The organism is Bdellovibrio sp. NC01 (assembly GCF_006874625.1).
Taxonomy (GTDB): domain Bacteria; phylum Bdellovibrionota; class Bdellovibrionia; order Bdellovibrionales; family Bdellovibrionaceae; genus Bdellovibrio.
In genome coordinates this window covers 2,610,693-2,631,691 of the sequence record NZ_CP030034.1, presented here as the reverse complement: position 1 = coordinate 2,631,691, position 20,999 = coordinate 2,610,693, and the positions used below count along the sequence as shown (strand labels likewise).

General features: G+C 46.1%; 18 protein-coding genes. 4 read left to right on the top strand and 14 right to left on the bottom strand.

All coding sequences use genetic code 11. The features are described 5' to 3' along the window. The first annotated feature begins 20 nt into the window (after positions 1–20). Complete coding sequence (locus DOE51_RS12585; RefSeq protein WP_142696911.1) at positions 21–617, top strand: hypothetical protein; 597 nt, start codon at positions 21–23, stop codon at positions 615–617. A gap of 120 nt (positions 618–737) precedes the next feature. Here DOE51_RS12585 and DOE51_RS12580 read toward each other — a convergent pair whose 3' ends face one another. From DOE51_RS12580 to DOE51_RS12565, 4 genes are all read right to left on the bottom strand, one after another. Then, positions 738–1,622, bottom strand: a complete 885-nt coding sequence (locus DOE51_RS12580; RefSeq protein ID WP_142696910.1) for a pirin family protein — start codon at positions 1,620–1,622, stop codon at positions 738–740. 123 nt (positions 1,623–1,745) lie between these two features. Next, complete coding sequence (locus DOE51_RS12575) at positions 1,746–3,581, bottom strand: LTA synthase family protein (protein WP_142696909.1); 1,836 nt, start codon at positions 3,579–3,581, stop codon at positions 1,746–1,748. Between the two features lie 9 nt (positions 3,582–3,590). Continuing rightward, positions 3,591–5,021, bottom strand: a complete 1,431-nt coding sequence (locus tag DOE51_RS12570) for a hypothetical protein (protein ID WP_246845075.1) — start codon at positions 5,019–5,021, stop codon at positions 3,591–3,593. Then, positions 5,022–5,627, bottom strand: coding sequence for a DUF502 domain-containing protein (locus DOE51_RS12565; protein WP_142696908.1), 606 nt, complete (start codon positions 5,625–5,627; stop codon positions 5,022–5,024). Positions 5,628–5,780: 153 nt separating this feature from the next. Here DOE51_RS12565 and DOE51_RS12560 point away from each other — a divergent pair, with 153 nt between their 5' ends. Both DOE51_RS12560 and DOE51_RS12555 read left to right on the top strand, forming a co-directional pair. Continuing rightward, the gene (locus DOE51_RS12560) at positions 5,781–7,670 is read left to right on the top strand and encodes a S8 family serine peptidase (RefSeq protein ID WP_142696907.1); all 1,890 of its coding nucleotides are present in this window, start codon (positions 5,781–5,783) and stop codon (positions 7,668–7,670) included. Positions 7,671–7,748: 78 nt separating this feature from the next. Next, positions 7,749–8,525: an SDR family oxidoreductase gene (locus DOE51_RS12555; RefSeq protein ID WP_142696906.1), complete on the top strand. Its 777-nt coding sequence runs from the start codon at positions 7,749–7,751 to the stop codon at positions 8,523–8,525. Here DOE51_RS12555 and DOE51_RS12550 read toward each other — a convergent pair. The 7 genes from DOE51_RS12550 to DOE51_RS12520 form a co-directional block, all read right to left on the bottom strand. Next, positions 8,520–9,182, bottom strand: a complete 663-nt coding sequence (locus DOE51_RS12550) for a hypothetical protein (protein WP_142696905.1) — start codon at positions 9,180–9,182, stop codon at positions 8,520–8,522. The genes DOE51_RS12555 and DOE51_RS12550 overlap by 6 nt on opposite strands. A gap of 72 nt (positions 9,183–9,254) precedes the next feature. After that, entirely contained in the window at positions 9,255–9,833 is a 579-nt protein-coding gene (locus tag DOE51_RS12545; RefSeq protein ID WP_142696904.1) for a hypothetical protein, read from the bottom strand. Positions 9,834–9,953: 120 nt separating this feature from the next. Continuing rightward, positions 9,954–10,439: a hypothetical protein gene (locus DOE51_RS12540; RefSeq protein WP_142696903.1), complete on the bottom strand. Its 486-nt coding sequence runs from the start codon at positions 10,437–10,439 to the stop codon at positions 9,954–9,956. Positions 10,440–10,561: 122 nt separating this feature from the next. Then, positions 10,562–11,905, bottom strand: a complete 1,344-nt coding sequence (gene mgtE / locus DOE51_RS12535; protein WP_142696902.1) for a magnesium transporter — start codon at positions 11,903–11,905, stop codon at positions 10,562–10,564. Positions 11,906–12,043: 138 nt separating this feature from the next. Then, on the bottom strand, positions 12,044–13,930 hold the full coding sequence (locus tag DOE51_RS12530; RefSeq protein ID WP_246845074.1) for an ABC transporter ATP-binding protein: 1,887 nt from the start codon (positions 13,928–13,930) through the stop codon (positions 12,044–12,046). Next, positions 13,923–15,701, bottom strand: coding sequence for an ABC transporter ATP-binding protein (locus tag DOE51_RS12525; RefSeq protein WP_142696901.1), 1,779 nt, complete (start codon positions 15,699–15,701; stop codon positions 13,923–13,925). The genes DOE51_RS12530 and DOE51_RS12525 overlap by 8 nt, the downstream gene beginning before the upstream one ends. Next, positions 15,698–16,306, bottom strand: a complete 609-nt coding sequence (locus DOE51_RS12520; protein WP_142696900.1) for a 2OG-Fe(II) oxygenase — start codon at positions 16,304–16,306, stop codon at positions 15,698–15,700. The genes DOE51_RS12525 and DOE51_RS12520 overlap by 4 nt, the downstream gene beginning before the upstream one ends. A 31-nt stretch (positions 16,307–16,337) precedes the next feature. On the opposite strand from DOE51_RS12520, the gene DOE51_RS12515 reads away from it, so the two are divergent. Then, positions 16,338–17,843, top strand: coding sequence for an NAD(P)/FAD-dependent oxidoreductase (locus DOE51_RS12515; protein WP_246845073.1), 1,506 nt, complete (start codon positions 16,338–16,340; stop codon positions 17,841–17,843). Here DOE51_RS12515 and DOE51_RS12510 read toward each other — a convergent pair. The 3 genes from DOE51_RS12510 to DOE51_RS12500 form a co-directional block, all read right to left on the bottom strand. Next, positions 17,840–18,352, bottom strand: a complete 513-nt coding sequence (locus DOE51_RS12510; RefSeq protein WP_142696898.1) for a hypothetical protein — start codon at positions 18,350–18,352, stop codon at positions 17,840–17,842. The two genes, DOE51_RS12515 and DOE51_RS12510, sit on opposite strands and share 4 nt — an antisense overlap. 1 nt (position 18,353) lies before the next feature. After that, complete coding sequence (locus DOE51_RS12505) at positions 18,354–20,078, bottom strand: DUF2785 domain-containing protein (RefSeq protein ID WP_142696897.1); 1,725 nt, start codon at positions 20,076–20,078, stop codon at positions 18,354–18,356. A gap of 198 nt (positions 20,079–20,276) precedes the next feature. Continuing rightward, positions 20,277–20,993, bottom strand: a complete 717-nt coding sequence (locus tag DOE51_RS12500) for a hypothetical protein (protein ID WP_142696896.1) — start codon at positions 20,991–20,993, stop codon at positions 20,277–20,279. Positions 20,994–20,999: the final 6 nt, after the last annotated feature.

Genomic DNA, 20,999 nt, shown 5'->3' with positions numbered 1-20,999 from the left:
ACAAAACACCGGGGGAAACAATGTTGGCAGTTCTTAGAAATACAATCGTACTTGGTCTTTCATTCGCACTTTTACTTGGAGCTACAACTGCGCAAGCGCAAATCGTTCCGGGTCGCCCTGGTGCTGGAGTAGGTGTAGGATCTGGTCAAACAGAAGAACGTGTTCGCACGTTAGAAGCGCGCGTGGGTCAACTTGAAGCAAATCTTTATCAGCTCAATCAACGCCTTGTGAATTTAGAACAAGCACAACGTCCTCCACAATATCCGCAATATCCAACTCAACCTACGGAGCAGGCCTGTCTTATCATGGACACGTTAGTATCACGTGCGTTCATGGGTAAAGGTCGCACACGCATTGAAGCGGAAGCCAATGCTCGCCAATCATGTGCGGGCTCTGTGTCTTCAACATACTGTAATGCCGCTGCCAAATGTTCGGATGAAAGAGAACAAACTGTCCGCCAAGGTGTCATCTGTGTGTTGAAGGATTCTTTGGTTTCTCGCACTTACAAAGGTGATGGCAAATCATTCATCGAAGCAGAGTACAACGCTCGTAAATCTTGCAACGACAGCGTGTCTTCAACGTACTGCAAAGCTGAAATTCGCTGCGAAGCTTACTAGTTTGAATTGAAAATATTGAAAAATAAAAAAGCCGCAGATGGGGAGTCTGCGGCTTTTTTATTTTCGAGTTGCTCCAGCCTTTGCGACTGCCGTCGCGCCGACACTGCGGCCTTCCGGCCCTTAAACTTCCGAGCCTTCGATTTGGCCGATGGTTCCCATCTTGCCGTCTTGGAAGTCAATGAACGCTTGCTTGATTTCGCCAATCGAGTTCATCACGAACGGACCATAACCTACAATCGGTTCATCAATCGGCTCACCACCCAAGAACATCATTTTTGTGTCTTGAGTTGCAGTGATCGTCAAACGGTCGCCGTCTTTTTCAAAAACACCAAGTGTGGCATCTCGTAAAAGTTCGCCTTCAGCAGTTTTCACCTCGCCCGCTAACACAAACACAGTTGTTGTGTGACCTGCTGGTTGTGTGATTTCCAAAGTCGCGCCGGCTTTCAAGCGCACATCCCACAAATTAATGGGTGTGAACGTTTTCGCTGGGCCTTTGGCATCTTGGTATTGACCGGCGATCACTCGCACGTGTCCCATATCGTTGGCTAACTTCACCACCGGAATGTCTGTCGTGCTGATGCCTTGGTATCGTGGTTTCGTCATTTTGTCTTTGCGAGGCAAATTCACCCACAGTTGCACCATCTCAAACGGGCCACCTTTTTTCGCATACTCAGTGCCGTGATATTCTTGATGCACAAGACCTGATGCCGCCGTCATCCATTGCACGTCACCAGAGCGAATCAAACCACCACCGCCTGCCGAGTCACGATGTTCAACTTCACCTTCATAAGCCATCGTGACGGTTTCAAAACCACGGTGCGGATGTTCGCCAACACCACGACGATGTTCAGAAGGAGGGAAGTTTGCTGGTCCCGCGTAGTCCATCAAAAGAAACGGGCTAATGTCTTTCGCAAGATCACTATAAGAGAAAATTTGTCGCACAGGAAAGCCATCGCCAACCCAATGACTGTCTGTTGATTGTTTTGCATAGAGGAGTTTTTTCATAACAGTCCTTTCTTTGTTCGTTCAGTTAATATAGGCGATTTATCATTTCCTGATTAGACTGGATAAAGTGAAAACATTATCCAATGGATTGCATAATCTAGCTTAAGGGCGTATCTGCGGAAGTTATTTAAACAGCAGCTCTTGAGACTCTTTGACGAAGCTTAAGCCTTCTTTATACATCTGCTCGCCATCTGCAGGACATGTCATTGGAGTTCTGAACGTGATGTCTTTGCGCCAGTCGAAGCATTTGTATTCAGGGTATTTTCTGATGTTGAAAACAACAGCCCAGTTATTTTTAAACCACGCCGATTCACCCAAGTGGAAGATGCTTGTGCCATCGTTGAAGTCCTGTGGACGAAGCATAGAGCGACCTAGGAATTCAGGGGCATTCGCTCCAGTTAAGTCAGCCAAAGTTGCGGCAATATCATTTTGATGGAAGGCGCCTTTGACTTCGGTGTCTTTAAATAAAGCTTTTGTTTTTGACCCACTGACCGGGTGATTTTTCATCAAATACGGAATCGCGTAGTTTTCGAAAATACCGTTCGGTGAATAAGAAGTGTGGTCGGCCACTAAAACCAACAACCAATCCTTCTTCCATTTTCTTTTCTTTAAATTTTCATAAAAGACGCGCAGTTCAGAATCGGCGTAATGGATGTTGTTAATACCCAAATCCGTCGTCACACCTTTTGGCAAGATCACATCGTGAGTTGTGTTGGTGTTGATACCAATCAACATGGGCTCTTGCATCGTATCCATTTTGGATTCGACAAATTTGTACAAGTCCGTGTCGAAGACGCCCCAGGCGTTGAGTTCTTTTTTCTCCCAGTCAGGAATTTCGCGTTTGCCGTAAGAAGCAAGGAAACCTGTTTTTAAAACTAAAAGACCCACACCTGAAGTGTATTGATCAGAACCTTGGAAGAATGCGGAAGAATAACCTTTTTTAGTTAACAACTGCGGCAGGCAAACGAAAGGTTTGTTTTCGATCTCTGTGAACATGATGCTTTTGCCGGGAGGATTCGGAAGCGAACACAGGCTTGCAAACAAACCTTCCGTCGTTCTGTGACCACCAGCCAGCATCAATTCGGGATGCATCGATTGCTTTTTTAAAGAGTTATAGAACGGCAGAATCTCAATTCCATTTTCTGCCTTTTTGTCGACTAGAATACCTGACCAACCTTCAAGGAAAACGATCACGATATTGCCGTCAAAATTGCCAATGGCTTGTTTGATGCCACGGCGAGCACGCCATTCGTTAAAAATGTCAGCACTTTTAACTTCGGCAGGCACAACGATATTTTCTTTGCTGGATTTTTTTCCGGCGAAAATACCCCACGTGATACCGTAAGCACCATTCAAGGCGACCGTCGCACCAGAACTTTCGCCACCCGCGCGGTAAGCCCATGACGGATCTTGTGGAATACCTTCAAAGCCACGAATGAATACTAATGAAATCGCCGTGATGAATAAGAATGAAAAAACACGCGAGAACAAGCCACGTGCTTCTTTAAATGAAGGACGAGTAAACCAGTTCGCAAGACTTGCAGCGCAAAGAGCGAACAACACGGGCAACCAGAAGCGCGCCAGTAAAGCAGGAATCGTCGATTCAATCGACATCAAGTTATAAACTTCATAAGAAACGTGACGGGCAGACTCTTTGGCGTAAAGGGCATCTGTTGTTGCGAACACAACATAGATCAGCATCAGCACCCAGTTAAAGAATCTGAATGTGCCTTTGCTCCAGTTGAAGATTTGTTGGGAACCGAAAAGCAAGAACCACGCAAAACCCGCCATCGCGAGATCAAAATGCCAACCGTACAAATAAGGCTGCCACGTTTGCGAAATCGTCGAAGGCGCTTGCAAGTTCCAGTAATTAAGATAAACGGCCACCACTGCGCGGATGAAAAAACCTAACAAAGTGACACGCAAAACATAAGACACAGAACGGGCAAGCAGAGCCATGGAACCTTCTTACTTCAAGCCAAAAAGCTTTTTACTTTTAATCAAATCGCGAACTTTTGGTGGAACCAATGATTCCCATTTCGCATCACCGTTTTCGAGCAAATCCATCACGTCATTAGAGTGCAGATATTCGTCCGCTTCGTCGCAACCAGAGATGTCGACGATTTGTTTATTCTCGGTAAAATACGAATAAATATGGCGCAAGTGTGGAACCGGGAAGAAACTTTTCGAAGTCATACACAACATCGGTGTTTTGTGTGGATAAACGTAAAGTTTCGTTTTTTGTTCGAGCAATTTGCCAAGGCCTTCCAGAAGGCCACCTTCAAGATCGCTGTAGTGTTCTTCTTTAAACAACTTATCCAAAGAAGAAGCCGCAACAACCAACGCCAAGAAATGCGGGTTGTATCTGCGAATAAAACGTTTCAATGAATAGAACAAAGTGAAATTAGAAATTAAAACGTGAAAGCCAAGGCTGGTGATCGTTTCGATGCGATCTAAGAAATCGCGCTCGTTGATGTGACCATCGGCTTGCAAATTCTGCATCGTGATTTCCATCATCGGAAGCACAGGGATTTCTTTGCCTTCGCTTTGCATGATGTCTTCGCGGCTTTGCACAAGTCCTTTTTGCAAAACATCCAAGTGCGTGATCGTCAACGGACGGAATGTGCCACGTTGGATCAGCAAAGACTTGCCGTAAATAGCATCAGACACATTTAAGATTTCATTTTGCGGTGAAAACAGAATCGCTTCCGCCAAACCTTTGCGCACCAATTCCAAATTCATCAAACGGGCATCAAAGTGTTTTAAATCCGGGCCGTTGAATTTGATCACGTCGATCACGACTTGGCCGTCTTTTAAATTTTCAACCAAATAAGAAATGAAATCTTCAGCCGTATCCGAGTGATAGAAAGCGCAGTTCAAAAGATTCACACCCAAGATGCCCAAAGCTTCTTGTTGTTGCAGGCGATAGCGATCCAACATGCGCACATGCAAGATAATATCATTGTGAGGAGCACCCGGTTCTTTTTGGAAGCGCACACCCATCCAACCATGCGATTGTTTTGAACCACCGGTTGAAGCTGTCGCCACTGTGTTGGCGAAAGAGAAGAAACGCGATTGTTTCCCGCGATGTGAAGTCAAACGCTCTTCCAACAGACGATATTCGTGAGTCAACATTTTGAGCACGCGTGATTCACACACGTAACGACCGTTGGCTTCGCGACCGTAAATATCATCGCTTACGATCATATCGTAAGCAGAAATAGTTTTTGCGATAGTTTGTGAAGCTTTGCCAGCTTGGAAGAAGTGACGAGCTACTTCTTGACCGGCACCGATTTCTGCGAAAGCACCGTAACGCGAAAGATCCTGATTGATGCGAAGAGCTTTACCTAATGTCGTATCAGTATTGCATTCAATATTCATTTGCGCGGAATCTGGCATTTACGGAACCTCGTCGTTCTTTTCAGCTTTGACCCAGCCTGTGATGGCTAGACTCATCGCTTTTTCAATTGGCATATCTAACGGAGTAATTTTAGAGCGGGGAACCATCAAAGTAAATCCGCCCAGACCATAGCTCATAGGAATATAAACTGCGATACGATCGCCCGCATTGGCTTCAATCGCAGGAATGTCTTTGAAGTTTTCACGAGTCACAAGACCCAAGGCGCGCACACCAGTTTCGCCCATATCGACGAAAACAACCGTTTGCATCGCGTGACCTGCGCCACCACCTTTAGAAAACAAGTTCATCAAGTCGCGAAGAGGTCCATAGATCGCCTTAATGAAAGGAACCTTCATAAGTTGATGCTCAAGTTTATGGAAAGCACCCGCCGCCACCAAGCTGTTCAGCAAGAAGCCCAGAAGGAAGATAAGCAAAATTGTAAGCAGGAAGCCTAGACCAGGGATATACACCGGCATAATCAGGCGAAGTGAATCTCCAAGGAGACTGTCGACGATAGAGATACCCGCATAGATGATATAAATCGTTAAAGCGACGGGTAGGAAAGTGACAAGACCTTGCAAGAAAATTTTCTGAAGCTGTTTCATACTTAGATGTCCTAGTTGTGGGGCATTTCGTTATTAAAAAATATCAGTTTCACGGTAAGCCATCAAGGCATTGTCGTCTTAAAATGAGGCGCTTTTTCCCCTCAACCCCCTTCTATTTGTATCCGAAAAGACATAGTCATCAAAGGAGAACCCGTGAAACGGTTTCTAATAGGTCTTATATTCTCTATTACAGCTCCTGCGTCTTCATTGGCGCAGAGCGCGCAGGCCGTTCCAGGTGAATTCATCGTAAAGTACAAATCAACATCATCAAGTTCGAGCGTTGCCAAGGTGCGCACCAAGCTTGCGATGAAATCGGCGAGTGTTCAGAAGGCTTTTGCCGGCATGGGCATGTACCATATTTCATTAAAAGCTCAGGCGGGCGAGGCTCAGAATCTTGAAGACATCAAAAATGACCCAGATGTTGAGTTCGTAGAGCCGAACTACATCTTCACTAAAGTTGATGACGCAAGTTCTTCGAATAATGCGCAGCTATACGTTTACCAAAGTTCGTACACGTATAATGAAGTGCTCACTAACAATATTGCTCAAAACGACAACCTCTATCACCAAGCTCCGATCAATGTGGGCGTGACTTCGACATGGTCGCAAATCACACCTGTAAGTCCGACAAATAAAGTTGTGGTCGCAGTCGTTGATACCGGTCTTGATAAAAATCATACTTTCTTTAAATCAGTCGCCAATGGTGGTTCGGGTGCCTTGTGGGTGAACACTCGCGAGTACAACGGAACAGCGGGCGTGGATGATGACCAAAACGGTTATGTCGATGACGTCAGTGGTTGGAACTTTATTTCAAACACGAATAACTTTTTGGATGATGACGATCACGGTACTCACGTCGCGGGTATTATTGCGGGTGTTGCGCAGAATATGTTTGCGCGTCCTTTGCAGGAATCGCCAATTCAAATCATGCCTTTGAAATTCTTGGATGCAAACGGTTCAGGAACGACAGCGGCAGCGATCAATGCGATTTATTACGCTGTTAATAACGGCGCAAAAGTGATTAATAACTCATGGGGTGGACCGAACTATTCGCGTTCATTGCATGAGGCTTTGGCTTACGCTTACGATCAACAAGTACTGATTGTGACAGCGGCTGGCAATTATCATACGAATAACGATTCAAGCGATTATCCGATGTATCCCGCGAACTACGATGTTCCAAGTAACATCGCAGTGGCTTCGGCTTCACAGTACGATACTCTTTCAAACTTTTCGAATTACGGTGCAAACCTTGTTCACGTTGCAAGTCCGGGCGAGCGTATCTTTAGTACTTTGCCTGGCGACGTTTATGGTTATATGGATGGAACAAGTATGGCGGCACCATTTGTTGCCGGTATGGCAGCGATGGCTTTACGTGAAGCGCCGAACATGACAGGTTATCAGCTCAAACAAGCCGTGATGAACAGTGTCGATGTGCGCAGTTCATATAACGGTTTAGTTTCAACAAGCGGTCGTATTAATGCGAACGCGTTGATTGTCGATGCAAAAAATGCCGTTGCAACCGTGTCTTCTTATCAACCGGAATACAAAGCACAACTTCGTGGTGTCGCAAGTGATTCTGGTGGAAGTGCCGGTGGTTGTGGTTTGGTCTCCACAGCAATTCACAATGGCCCGGGTAATGGACAAGGTCCAACACCGATGGCAGGTGTGATGGTGGGCTTAATGGCTTTACCATTAGCTGTATGGTTTGTCCTTCGTCGTCGTGATCCGAAACATCAACGTAAGCATGAGCGCTTCCGTATGAGTTCGCAAATCCGTGTGATGGTTGGTGATAAAGAGCTTGTGGGATCTATGAACACGATCTCTCAAGGGGGTCTGTCTTTCAACACGGAAGAAGCGTTGGAAAAAGGCGGCATCATCACAATGCGCATCACAAGCCCAGATGGACACGAGATGATCGAAGTTCAAGGTCAAGTGGTGTGGAGCGAGCAAAACCAAGCGTACGGCGTCCAATTTGCCAATGCTCGTCAAGGAACTCTGGCTATGATCCAACAATGGACACAGAACCTAGTTAAGTCATAACATTCTAGATGCGAAGGCATCTTTACAAAGTAAAAAAAAGGCCGTCGCAAGACGGTCTTTTTTATTTTGGAGAATGTTATGCACTCATGGGATTTAACTGGAAAAACAGCAGTGGTATGTGGCGCATCTCAAGGCATGGGACAAGCGACTGCCGTGCTTATGGCAGAGCGAGGCGCGCGCATCGTGGCTCTTGCGCGTAACGAAGAAAAATTAAAACAGTTAATGACGGAGCTTAAAGGCCAAGGCCACAAATATTTCGTGGTCGATCTTGGTAACACCGAAGAACTGCAAAAAGTATTGCCTGCGATCGCGAATGAAAAGCCAACTATTTTAGTGAATAACTCCGGCGGCCCTAAAGGCGGTCCGTTGTTAGAAGCTTCTATCAGCGAGTTTAAAAATCCGTTGGATGCGCACTTGATCGCAAGTCATTTGTTGATGCAAACCTGTGTGCCGTCGATGAAAGCTGCGAAATACGGGCGCATTATCAATATCATTTCGACCTCGGTGAAAACTCCGATTCCAGGTTTGGGTGTTTCAAATACGGTTCGCGGCGCCATGGGTAACTGGGCAAAAACAATGGCCGGGGAACTTGCACCATTCGGTATTACGGTGAACAACATGTTGCCGGGTTATATTCGCACGGGACGTTTTGAAAGCATTCGCGATGCCAGTGCCCAGAAACAAAATATCTCTGCAGAGGAAGCGGAAGCAAAATTCGCTGGTGCAATTCCAATGGGTCGTGTGGGTGAGCCCAACGAAGCTGCGGAAGCGATTGCATTCTTAGCAAGTCCCGCGGCTTCTTACATCACAGGTATCAACGTCCCTGTCGATGGTGGCAGAACACCGTCTTTATAATTGGTTTTTACTTTTATTGTGAAGGGCATAGCTTGCGAACTTAAGAAGAGCCAGCAAGCCGAGAACGAGAACTAAAACTGTGCGTAAGAGGAAGCTGGATTTTCCAATTTCCTCTTTCGTACGAATGTTGATGGAGTTTTCAAGATTCACAATCGGCGAAACAATTTCTTCCGTCGTACGAGAATAGCCGACACCATACAGGGTTCTGGTCGCCGCATCTCTTGAGGCTGGGCCAGGATTATCTTTCACCAAGTTCATCGAAGTAAATTCAACGGCACTCAGTTGGTCCGATAACTTTTGTGCCTCTGTGAGAAGCGCAAGCTCGTTATTTGTGACGCCAGAATTTTTGATCAATGTCTGCAAAGGAATAGTTCTGCCATCGGGACGAGCCACCTTGCCGTCACGCGTGGCCAAAACTTTTTTGTAGTCATCGTAATAACGAATGTCGCCAGTGACGACATAAGCGCGAGCATTTTTTGTAAGATCGCGAGAAGAGTGGCGCAGTTCCTCTGCCAGTTGCAGCGAATCGAAGCGCGAATCTGCCGTGCTTTCAATCGCAAAAGACAACCACACGGCATAACATAGCAAGATCGCCATAAGTAAAAATGTGACGGGGCGGAAACGCTTTTCATAATTCAGGAAAGATTCAAAAAACATTTTCCGAGATTGGCCTGTTGTTAAGGAGCTGTCACGTTACAGGAAGTCTATAAGACGAAAGAATAGACCGTCCTAGTAGCCGATACCCACAGAGAACGTGTTTTGATAATCGTTTTTGGACATATCAGAACCATCGCGGAACACGACAGTGGAGTTGAGGTTGATCGAGATGGGACCAAAACGAACCCCAGCAGAAGCTCCGGCATAGGGATTGTATTTGATCGGTTGTTCTTCTGAGGTAGTCACGCCACCCGAAGTTTCAGTACGAGTTTCTTTTGTCGCCTGAGCACCTGCACGGCCCGTCATGAAAAAGTAATTGTTAAAACGATAAGTCGAACGAATACCTAATTTGAACTTTTCATCGTCAGTCTTGATTTGTTCTGGCGCTGTGGAGTAATCCTCGGTATCGGATGATTTCGTGTATTCAAGTTCTGCCGATAGCAAATCCACGCCCAGGCTGACACGAGCACCGTAAATCATGTGGGTTGTAAGATGGTTCGTTGGGTAATCACGAAACACAGTTTCGTAACCATAGATCGGTTCAATCTGATAGCCCGCACCTTTTGTGAGGGTAAATGAAGCCGCAGAAGAAATGCTACCGATGCCCATAACCAATACTGTTGCTGCGAATGCCTTAACATTTCTGAACATCTCATCCTCCTTAAACCAGCCCCAGCGATAATTTTATCCAGCGGGTTTCAGTATTGAAAGGAAAATGAGATGTTGTTTTATCGAGGGATTACAAACTGGTCCTTAAGTTCAATAAAGTGACTATTTTTCAGTCACTGAAATGGACGTTTCAAAATTATTCGATGCGGGGCAATCGAAGTCGCCACCACAGTCGACCGCCTGAATAGCTCGGATCGCTTTGACGGCATCAATTCGCAAAGTCACGTCGTGAAATTTATTGGCGTCGTAGTCATAGCGTTCAACCACTGTTTCATAAATCCCACCGTCAATGCGTTTTGCAGACTTCACAGCAAAGACCGGACCTAAATCGAAGGCGGCGTCCGTGCTGAACATTTCACCTTTCACGTACAAAGTGAAAAAGGCCTGTTGAGTCGGGGAAAGATCCGTCGAGCCACCACTATCACGGACCACGATGTTTGCAACTAATTGGGGTTTATTCACCAGATTAAACAACTGCACAACGCGTGCGATGTTTGTTTCAGCCTCTTTGTCGCTGCTTTTGATTTCATAAGCGAATGATGTTGTTGCAGATAAAACGAGAGCACAGAAAAGAATTAAATTTTTCATACAGGCCTTTCAGTGTGAATGAAGACCAGGAATAGAGGGCGCAGAAGGGGAGAGCAAGTTTCAAAAAAGAAAGGCTCGGTATAGCCGAGCCCTTCGCATTATTTTTAAATTTGTAAGGCAGTTTACAAAAGCACGCCGTGTAAGATCACGCTGGCAACGCTGAAGTAAATAATTAAACCTGTTACGTCCACAAGAGTCGCAACTGCCGGAGCCGAAGCGCTGGCCGGGTCAAAGCCTACTTTCTTAAGTAAGAATGGCAGCATCGAACCTGAAATTGTTCCCCACAGAACGATACCAATCAAACTCAACATCACAGTCACAGCGACAAGCACATAGTGAGGACCATACAATGATTCACGCGTTGGCCAGATCAAGATACGGCACAAACCGACAAGACCCAAACACACACCCAGTGCCAGACCCGCAAGCAGCTCGCGACCTAAAACACGCCACCAGTCACGCAAGCGCACCTCGCCCAAGGCCATCGCACGAATAATCAATGTCGATGCTTGTGAACCCGAGTTACCACCAGAAGAGATAATTAATGGAATGAACAACGCCAAGACGACAGCGCGTTCGATCTCTGTTTGGAAGTAGCCCATTGCTGTTGCCGTGAACATCTCGCCCAAGAAAAGAACCAACAACCAGCCCGCACGCTTTTTGATCATCTCGATCATCGAGATTTTCATGTACGGTGCATCCAAGCTTTCCACACCACCCAGTTTATGGATGTCTTCTGTGGCTTCTTCTTGAATCGCGTGCGCGATGTCGTCGAATGTAACGATACCTTTCATGATACCGGCTTCATCAACAACGGGCAGGGCCATCAAATCATGTTGTGAAAAGATGCGACCGATTTCCTCTTGGTCCATCTCTGGCGGAAGCTTCATGATTTCAGTGTGCATGATATCGTTGATCTTCGTGCCCGGTGCAGCGGAGAACACTTCGCGGAATGAAATTACGCCCAATAGTTTTTGGTCTGAATCCAAAACGTAAGCATAATAAATCGATTCAACATGAGTCTTCGCTTGAATACGCAAATAGCTGATCGCTTCATCGACTGTCATGTCGGGACGAAGGCGCACGAAACGCGTGCTCATCAAACCACCGGCTGCGTCTTCGGCATAAGCCAACAGGGCGATCACTTCGCGTTTCGTTTGCGGATCAAGGAGCGATAATAATTCGTCTTTGCTTTCAAGACCCACTTCTTGAATCAAGTCGGCCACGTCGTCGGGTGCAAGCAAACGCACCCAAGAGCGCTTCTCAAGGTGAGACGCTTCGGAAATAAGCTCGGCCTGGTCATGGGTCTTCAGATTAAGAAATAACTCTTCAGCATCGGTACGGGGCAGTTCTTTGAACTTCTCGCGGCGCTCTTCAGGGGTTAATGATGACCACTCATCCGTCAAACTTAGGACAGAGTCTTGTTGATCTTGCTTCTCGTCGAGGATTTGGTTGTTATCTTCCATCTCTCGCGCCCTTTCGGTCTGGGCCCCCATTTTATGGAGGCTGTTCCTACACTCTGACAGCAATCAGAGTACGTTGCTGATATTCACTTTTGTGTGCTGAAGAAATACTCCTATTAATCGGCAGTCGCAAACTTTTTTTTAGACCAATTCTGTTTTTTTAAAGCGCGGAAGAACTTCAGCAGTTGGTCCCAACGCAACGACCTCACCATTTTGAAGCCACAAAATACGATCACATTTAGCAAGTGTCGACAAACGATGCGCGATAATGATTTGAGTGCGATCTGAGAAGAATTCCTCGGTCGCTTTCACCAAAATCTCCTCTGATTGCGGGTCTACAGAGGACGTTGCCTCATCCATAATAACGATCGGGGACTGCTGCAAAAGGCAGCGAGCCATACATAATAATTGGCGCTCACCCAATGAAAGATTTTTACCGCGCTCTTCGATTCTCATATCGAGACCGTTCGGTTGCGCAAGAACCCAATCCAACAGACCCACTTGTTGTAGGACCGCGCGCAATTTTTCTTCAGGGATTTCACCTTCAATATCCAAATTCGAGCGCAGAGTTCCTTGGAACAGAATCGGTTCTTGGGCGATAAAGGCAATCGATTTGCGATAGAGATTCAGATCTACACCGTGTTCGGCCTCTGCCAATTTCGGCGAGTGGCCATTGATAGAGATCTGTCCCTTATCGATTGGATATAAATAGAATAATGCCTGGATCAAACTGGATTTGCCCGAACCCGTGCGACCCACGATGCCTAAACGCTCGCCCGCGTGAACTTGCAGATTCAAACCCTTGATCACCCATGGCAGATCGTCGCGGTAACGGAACCACAGATCTTTAATCTCAACGGAAGCACTGCGGTCTTCAGTTAAACGGCGATTGTGCAGATACTTTTCGACCGATTCGGAATAAGTGGGGTGGCCAGTCGCGAAATGTGAGGAGGCCGGCAAATGACTGCCTTTTTCCATCTCCATGCGCATGTATTGATCCAAACGCTCAACCCCGATCATGGCTTCTTCAAATTGTGTTAGCCACTCAAAGAACATTTGTACGGTATTCCCTGAAAGAGCGATGAATGTGAAAGCCACACCCACAGAGCCGATACTTGCGCAGCCCTTTTCCACCATGAAGTACGAAGAAATCCCTGTGACCAACAACAAGAAAGCACTCAAGCTGTTCATTTGGAATGAAAAGCTGATGATCTGACGAGTTGTGTACAGACGTTGCGACAAATAATAACGATCCAAGCTTTCAAAGCGTTCAGTGAACGAGCTTTGACGACGGAACGAACGAATCGTGCTAGCACCTTGAGTCGTTTCCGCGAAATGCGCAATACTTGGTGAACGACTGGCTGAAAGGTCACGGCGGGCCTGGCGAAGACGTGTTTGATTCAATTTATAAACGATAAAATTCATCACGCCGACAAAAATCACGAATAACAAATAAATCGGATTCGCCAAGGTGATAAGGATCACCATCATGATCAAATCAAAGATGATTGCCAAGAATTCGGCCAAGGGACCACCGAACAAGCGGAACACGTTACCATAGTCGCTGGAAAAACGCGTGATGATACGACCGGCCGGAGTGTTATCAAAGAAACTCATCGGCAGGCGCGACGTGCGTAACGTCACTTCGTCGTAAAAACTTGAAATAGCTTGCGCTGACAGACGCGAAAAGCCCACGCGATAAATCAAAGTCATGACGAAACCAGTTACGGCCATGGTCATCAGCAGCGCCACGATGTGGGCATTCGTCATACCCGTTAGCGGCGACGTTTTGCCAACCAGAGTGTCAACCCAATAACCAATGACGTTGGTGTTCGCAAGCAAAAGACCGCGACCCACGATGCCTAAAATAAGACACAAACTAATGCGCACGATGAACGGGCCATAAGCCATACGCAGAGTCGTGTAGATCGTTTTGTTGTATCCACCTTCGCGTTTGGTTTCGCCATCAGAAAGATATTTTGGACGAATGGGCTGCGAGGTTTTGATATTTTGATTACGACTAGCCACCTTGCACCTCCGTTTTTACAGCTTCTTTCGCAACAGTTGTCGTGTATTCGCGGAACTTTGCATTGCGAGCGAGCAGCTCTTCGAAACTGCCTTCGTCGATGATACGTCCTTCTTCCATGAACAAAATGCGATCCACTTTGTGAAGAGCACTCAGACGGTGAGTGACCAATAAACGCGTGCGGTTATCCCACGCGCCTAACAATAATTGCTCAAATAATTTTTGTTCGGTATCGACGTCAACGGCACTGAGGCAGTCATCCAATAACAAGACGGGCGCTTGATGGAAATGCACGCGTGCAAGGCTGACGCGCTGACGTTGACCACCGGAAAGGTTCACACCCCGTTCGCCAATTTCAGTATTCAAACCCTTTTCCACGCGTTCCGTACTTAGATCGAATTGTGCAAGCTTCAAAGATTCTTCAACCATCGGATCACGATCTGGATCGATGTCGTACAAGAACGCGACGTTTTCACGCAGACTTGCACTCATGATAAAACCTTCTTGCGGAACATATGAGAAAAAGCCGCGCACTTCATCCGGTGGTATTGCTAAAGCATCCTTGTCACCGATGTGATAGAAATCATAGCGTGCACCTGTTTCACGAAGCAGTGACAACAAGAGCATCGACTTGCCTGAACCGACTTCGCCAACCACGGCCACAAATTCACCGTGAGCCACATCCAAATTGATATCGTTTAAAATATGGCGCTGACCAATTTTTAAATTGAGGCCGCGCACTTGCAACGCGTAAGCTTCGTCACGAGCACGCATTTTCGCTAAGTTGTCGTTGGGATTTTCAGTTTGGTTGTTACGCACAGAAAAGAACTCTTCCAGGCGTTTCAATGAAGTCCATGAATCGAATGCGAAAGTAAAGAACCACGGCATTTGACGGAACGGACGAGTCAGGAAGATACCCACAATCCACAACAGCGCCAAAACTTCGCCGCCAGATAAAGTTTGTTTCGAATAAAGCACCAAGCTGGCAAGGGCGACAACATTCAAAATAAACGTGATCGATGAAGCAATCGCATTCATCACCTGGCCGTTTGTCACCATCATCACACGATTGCGAGTTTCCACTTCGCGTTTTACGAAAATATTTTTTTCAAAGTGGTGAATCCAACCCAGAATGCGGATCGTGCGAATATTTTGAATCCACTCGTTCACAAGTCCGATACGTTCTGCCGCCAGCATTTTAAATTTAAAAAAGAACTTCGACTGACGAAGTCCCATGAACGTATTAAGGCTTGTGATTGCGACCATCACAAAGACCGTCGGCCACAGTGGAATCTCAAAAAGCATTGAAATCGCAAATGGAGCTAGTATCAACGGGAAGAGTGTTGAAGCCCCCGCCGGCAATGTTTGATCCAGAAACACCGTCGCACCTTGAACGTCTGTGGCATAAAGAGAAACGATTTCCCCGACCGGGCGATGGCTCATGGTGTCCACTCGCAGGTTCAATGTTTTTTCATACAAGCGTTCCGCGAACACGCGTTGCATGTGCAAAGCTTCTTTCGCACTCAAGTAATTGGTTAATTGTGAAAAAGCTTGAGCTAGTAAGATGCAGGCAAAGGCGCCGACCACAAACCACAGGGGTGTGCTCACTTCGATGATGTGCAATTTCGTTTGCACGTGAGTCAGTTGGTCGATGAACTCTTTTTGAAAGAAGGGCCCCGCCAGACCGAAAACCGCAGCTGCAAAAGAACAAAACAAGATCAAAAGTCTTGCGTGAAAGCGGGTAAAGATGACCTCTTTAAAAAGCGATTTCATAATGCATCGTCCCTAAACCAACCAGTTAAACTCATGCGATCCGCCGCACTCTTTTCCACTTGGTGGGGGAAAAGGTCGCTGCGGAAAAGGATCAGCGTTCCAAGCGTCGGTTCTACTTCAGCGATTTTCTCATGTTCCTGTTCTGGATTGAAAATGCTGAGTTGTCCGCCGTGGCTCTTTTGCCAATTCTCATTTAAGTAAAGCACAAAAGTAATCTTGCGGTGGTTGGCGCCGCGATGATTATCAATGTGTTTGTCATATCCCGCACCAGGCGGGTACAGAGCAAAGTGTGCTTCGACTCGTTTTAGTCCTAAAAAAAAGAAGCGATTTAATTCCTGACGAATCTCATCGAGTGCATTCAAGAACGGGTGCTGATCAAGCCACAGGATAAAATCCCCGCGCACATCGCCTTGAATTTGCTTGGTCGAACCTTTGCCGATCGAGGCCTTATTCAATTGTCCTTGTAGGGCAAGATTTTGACACTCGTGGGCAAGAGCTTGGCAGTAGTCTTTGGAAAAAATCTGCTTAGAAACTGCCCAATTTTTTTCGGCCAATTCCTGCAACATACCCTCTAAAATTGTCGGATTGATTTGCTTCTGTTCCAAAGTGTTGTCATCCTATTCCCCAGAGGCATTGATGGCAAAAAATACTTTCAGTCGTCGCGAGTTTTTAAAAATTTCTGCACTGAGTTCTTCCGCATTTGCTTTGGGTGCCTGCGCAAGTTTGGATCGCCTATTCATGGGCGATAAGCGCGATCTTTCGAATGAAGTGATCATTATCGGAGCAGGTGCCGCAGGACTTGCAGCGGCATACGCTTTAAAAAAGAAGAAAATTCCATTTCGTATCTTTGAAGCCTCAGCACGCGTGGGCGGACGAGTGCAAACGGTCAGTCTTTTTCCTGAAACAGGCCCAGTTGGGGAGTTAGGTGCAGAATTTTTTGAAGAGTCTCATCAGACTATTTTTGCTCTGGCAAAAGAACTGAATCTGCCGGTCCGCGAAATCAAAACCCAAAGTGGTCTTGAAACGCAGATCTTCTCGTTCAACGGACAGATCTATCGCGCCAAAGATATTCAAGCCAAAATGAAGACGCTGCAGGGACCGATTCGTCGTGTGCTTGCCGATTTGTATCGCCAACAAGAAGTGACTCTGACTTACAAGAATGCTCTGCAATACGAGCGTTCCAGTTACTATGACAGCTTGTCATTAAGAGACCTTCTGAATAATTGGTCGACAGAAGTCGATCCGTTGGTTCTGAAACTAATCGAAGCTCAAGCGGTTGCCAGATTCGGTGTCGATGCAGAGTCGCAATCGTCTATTCATTTTTTAGAAACCATTGATTCTGAAGGCAGTTCGTTACTAACGGGGCGCCCAACGTATCGCATGGAGGGCGGCTTAAGTAATTTGATGACGACATTGTACGGTCGTGTCGCTGGCGTTATTCCAGATTACTTTGTTAAGACCAACAATGTTTTGACAGAGCTGTCAGAAAAAAAAGGTGTCTTCACTTTGGTTTTCAGAACTCCGAATGGCAGTGAAAAATACACGACTAAAAATGTGATCTGCACAATTCCATTCTCGAAACTTCGCCAAGTGAGTGGTCTGCAAGACCTGAGTTTTTCAAGTTTAAAGAAGGAAGCGATTCTGACGCAAGATTATGCGACTCATTCAAAAGGCGTGTTGGCTTTCAGTGAAGCTTTTTGGAAAAAGAAGAATGGCAAAACGCCAGCGAATCTCGGCAATTTCACGGGTGACTTCTTATCGCAAAAATTCTGGGATTCGGGACGTGCCCAAGACGGCCAGCAAGGTCTGATGACATACTTGCGCGCGGGTAAATCGGGTGCGGAAACGGGTGGTGGAGCTCCACAACTGGCGATTCAAGATTTAAGTTTGATTTATTCAGACGTGAAACAACAGGAACTTTTAACTTCGCAAGTATTGAACTGGAGTCAACGTACCTGGGTTGAAGGTTCGATGGCGTATTTTAAAAAGAATCAGTATATGCGCTATAAAGGTGTGGCGGCAGAGCCAGAATATGGTGGCAGATTCTTATTTGCAGGGGAACACACGAGTGTGCGTTTCGCGGGAACTTTGCACGGGGCCCTTGAAAGCGGCATCACTGCCGCTTCCTTAGTGAACATCTAGTTCAAGTTAACATTCAAGACAGCGTTTTCGCCTTGAGCAGTGATGAAGCTATCAACATCAGTTTTGTTGATGCTGCTAATGCTGCTGCTCATGTGATTGCCTGTTGCAGAGATACCTTGTGGTACTGAACCGTCAGCATTCACCCAAGAATAATTCGATTGAGGTGAAACCACGAAGACCACGATGTTGTAAGAAGGACGGAAACCTTCTTTTTCAACTTGGACTGCTGGCAATGTCACAGCGTCTGAAGTCACGTACACCGTGCGCGACTCTTTCACTTGCGAGATGTTGATTTGTGAAGCGTCTGTAGAAATGAACGGACGTGAACCTACGGCATATAAAACTGTAAGGTACTGACCGCGCAAGTTACCAAGGCGATTCACTTGGATTGAAGGAATAGTTTCGAAGCGTGCTGCTTCTGCGTTTCTTTGCGAAACTGAACCACTCATCAGACCCAAGCCGATGATTAAAGTAAGTGCATTGATGATAATGAGTTTGAGGGATCTCATTTTATTTCGCTCCTGTTTTCGCGTAATTCAAGTACATCACTAAGTGACCCGTGGAATCCATCAACAGGCGATTGATGTCGAGCTTCATGCCCAAAACTTCCGGTGGCAATGGCAACGAACCAGGAATGTTTGCTTGAGTCGTGGCCCAAGTCGCACATTTCTTTTTAAGTTCTTCGCGGATGCCAGCATAGACTTTACCTCTCCAGATGCCGTTCAAAAGTTTCCCGGCTGTAGAAAGGTATTTCTCATCCATCGTCATCGTGTTTTCATCGATTTTGTAAAGGATGAGTTGCAGGCCGTCCTTATCCTTCATTTGCGCTAGTTTTGCAACGATATCGAAGTCCAAAACAATCGTCTCTTTCAAGAACGTTGAATCTGGCTTGTTTTCGATGGAAACGTGCAGTTTTACGAACGTTTCTTGTGGTTTCAAAGCCACGTCCGTTAGAGGTTTTACATAGTCAATCGTCGGCATGGCTACCAACTTCATGACATCGCCGCCATTTTCGATTTTTTCGAAGTTCTTTCTCTCAAAAGATAATTGCAAAACACGGTTGATCACCGAGCGATCCAGGCTCAAAGCGATGTCATATTGCTCCATTGGCAGAAGATTCAAAGCAACGTCACCACGTGATTTATCAATCGCGCGCGGAGCACTTTTGGAGTTCAAAGTATCTTCTACGTACGCCGTCACATCCACATTCAGAGATTTATTCAAATTAATGTTTTGTAGACGCAAGCCCCATTTAAAATCAGGGCGGTTGTCGTTGGCTTCTTTACCCGGAGGCGACATGTCTTGGATCTGCTCCAAGTTACCAGCCAAAAACTCTTTGGCCTTTTGATTCAACATCTCTGGCAAAGTTTTGCGAGTCAGCTCACCTAAATTTGAACGAACTTTTTCAATCAACAGCGGAGCTTGTTTCGTCAAAAGCTTGTCGACTTCTTGCGTGTTCAAATAGAATTTCTTACCGTTCACTTCCACTGCGAAAGTTGGAATGATTAGCTTTTGATATTGGAAAGCAATCGCTGTTTGATCCAAGTTGTTTTCAAGTTCAAGCGCTTCGAATTCCATTTGGCCACTGGCATTCATGCGAATATAAAATGGCAGACGCATTTTGAGTGGCGTTGTGCCGTCACCAATTGAAAGCGTGACGTTTTCTAAACCGGCTTTGCCTAGGAATTCATTATTTAAGTCCCACGCAATAATAGATTGAGAGGAAAGAGTGAATTTCTTCACTTCCAATTCAATGGCAAGCACGGCACCATCTCGTTTGCCTAATTGGCGCATCAAAGCTTCATCCGTCACTAAACCGAATTTAGAAAATTGCGCCACATAACCAGATTCACCGATTTGCACAGTCGGTAAGTGCGGATTCAAAGAAAAACCCACAAGCCATGTGCTCAACATATCTTTGATTTGTTTGTAAGTCGCAACCATCTCTGGATTGTCTTTAGTATAATCGTCAGGATTGATGGGCTTATCTGCTTTCCATGACATTGCAGGGAAATAGCCTTCATCAAGCTTCACACCCATGTTACCCAGGATATTACTAAGATTTTGGTCGAAGTACTTCATTCCACGTGGAGTGATTTGCAACTGCACCGCTTTGGATAGCAGATGAGGATTTGAAATCTGCGGATTTGCATCACCCGCAAATGCATTGAACCCTTGAAGTGTTAACATCAAAGGAAGTAATAAAGTCGATTTGTTTAAACGACGTACTACCATCGGCTATCTCCCACGAATAAAGTGCGCCCAACTCCATGTCTTCAGGGGTTGGGGGTTTGCCTTTTAAGCAAAGGAGATTCCAAAAAGAAAGAGCCCGAAACGGGCTCTTGTTTGAGCTGACTCTTGGTCAGCTGTCTAAAGATGAGACACTTGCCAACACTCGGCAGTGAAGCCCCGGCGAAGCCGAAGCACAGTCAGCTAAAATAACTGCCAGCCTGGGGATTCGCAAACTTGGGTTAAAACGGCTCTCCAGCGCTCTTTTAAAGGCGCATTGGCAGCAGTCAAAGTCGTGTTTAAATCAATCAACGTATTCACAGTGAGTTCTTCAGGCGGATTGCCACGATAGAACAAGCTGTGAGCTAGCGCCACATTCGTTGGGTTGATAGGTGACGCCATCGTCAGACTGACTTTTTCAAGTGCAGCTGAAACACCAGCATCCACACCTAAAACGTTTTCGCACATTTGCACACGGAATGATTCGCGCACAGTATTGTCGTCAGTAAAATACCCAAGATCTGTGTTCGAAATCGAACCGTTGCAATCTCTTGTCGAAAAGCTTGAATACATATCGCACGAACCGCCGAACTGTGCCCCTTTGAACGTCACCCATTTATCGATAAGTGCATCAAGGTTTGTGACGGGTGTTGCAGTTGACGTAAAGACTTCTCTGAAAATGCTTGCAACATAATCTTTCGATACAACGTGTACTTTGCGCGCTGAAACTTTCGTTGCAGCTTCGACGGGGTGAATACCCGGAGAATCCACAGCCGTGTCATCGGCGGCTGAGTCCGCTGAACTTGCCGAGTTCATGGACGCCAAATCATTCATTTGTTCAAGCGGCGCACAGTTTTGATAGAACTGTGTCGTCACTACGCCAAGTAACAATAAAACGGATAAGGAAATTCTTTTTTTCATCAGCAA

Excerpts from the sequence above, each read along its gene's own strand:
- DOE51_RS12585 (WP_142696911.1), top strand. The coding sequence starts at position 21 with ATGTTGGCAGTTCTTAGAAATACAATCGTACTTGGTCTTTCATTCGCA.
- DOE51_RS12580 (WP_142696910.1), bottom strand. The coding sequence starts at position 1,622 with ATGAAAAAACTCCTCTATGCAAAACAATCAACAGACAGTCATTGGGTT.
- DOE51_RS12575 (WP_142696909.1), bottom strand. The coding sequence starts at position 3,581 with ATGGCTCTGCTTGCCCGTTCTGTGTCTTATGTTTTGCGTGTCACTTTG.
- DOE51_RS12570 (WP_246845075.1), bottom strand. The coding sequence starts at position 5,021 with ATGCCAGATTCCGCGCAAATGAATATTGAATGCAATACTGATACGACA.
- DOE51_RS12565 (WP_142696908.1), bottom strand. The coding sequence starts at position 5,627 with ATGAAACAGCTTCAGAAAATTTTCTTGCAAGGTCTTGTCACTTTCCTA.
- DOE51_RS12555 (WP_142696906.1), top strand. The coding sequence starts at position 7,749 with ATGCACTCATGGGATTTAACTGGAAAAACAGCAGTGGTATGTGGCGCA.
- DOE51_RS12550 (WP_142696905.1), bottom strand. The coding sequence starts at position 9,182 with ATGTTTTTTGAATCTTTCCTGAATTATGAAAAGCGTTTCCGCCCCGTC.
- DOE51_RS12545 (WP_142696904.1), bottom strand. The coding sequence starts at position 9,833 with ATGTTCAGAAATGTTAAGGCATTCGCAGCAACAGTATTGGTTATGGGC.
- DOE51_RS12540 (WP_142696903.1), bottom strand. The coding sequence starts at position 10,439 with ATGAAAAATTTAATTCTTTTCTGTGCTCTCGTTTTATCTGCAACAACA.
- mgtE (WP_142696902.1), bottom strand. The coding sequence starts at position 11,905 with ATGGAAGATAACAACCAAATCCTCGACGAGAAGCAAGATCAACAAGAC.
- DOE51_RS12525 (WP_142696901.1), bottom strand. The coding sequence starts at position 15,701 with ATGAAATCGCTTTTTAAAGAGGTCATCTTTACCCGCTTTCACGCAAGA.
- DOE51_RS12515 (WP_246845073.1), top strand. The coding sequence starts at position 16,338 with ATGGCAAAAAATACTTTCAGTCGTCGCGAGTTTTTAAAAATTTCTGCA.
- DOE51_RS12510 (WP_142696898.1), bottom strand. The coding sequence starts at position 18,352 with ATGAGATCCCTCAAACTCATTATCATCAATGCACTTACTTTAATCATC.
- DOE51_RS12505 (WP_142696897.1), bottom strand. The coding sequence starts at position 20,078 with ATGGTAGTACGTCGTTTAAACAAATCGACTTTATTACTTCCTTTGATG.
- DOE51_RS12500 (WP_142696896.1), bottom strand. The coding sequence starts at position 20,993 with ATGAAAAAAAGAATTTCCTTATCCGTTTTATTGTTACTTGGCGTAGTG.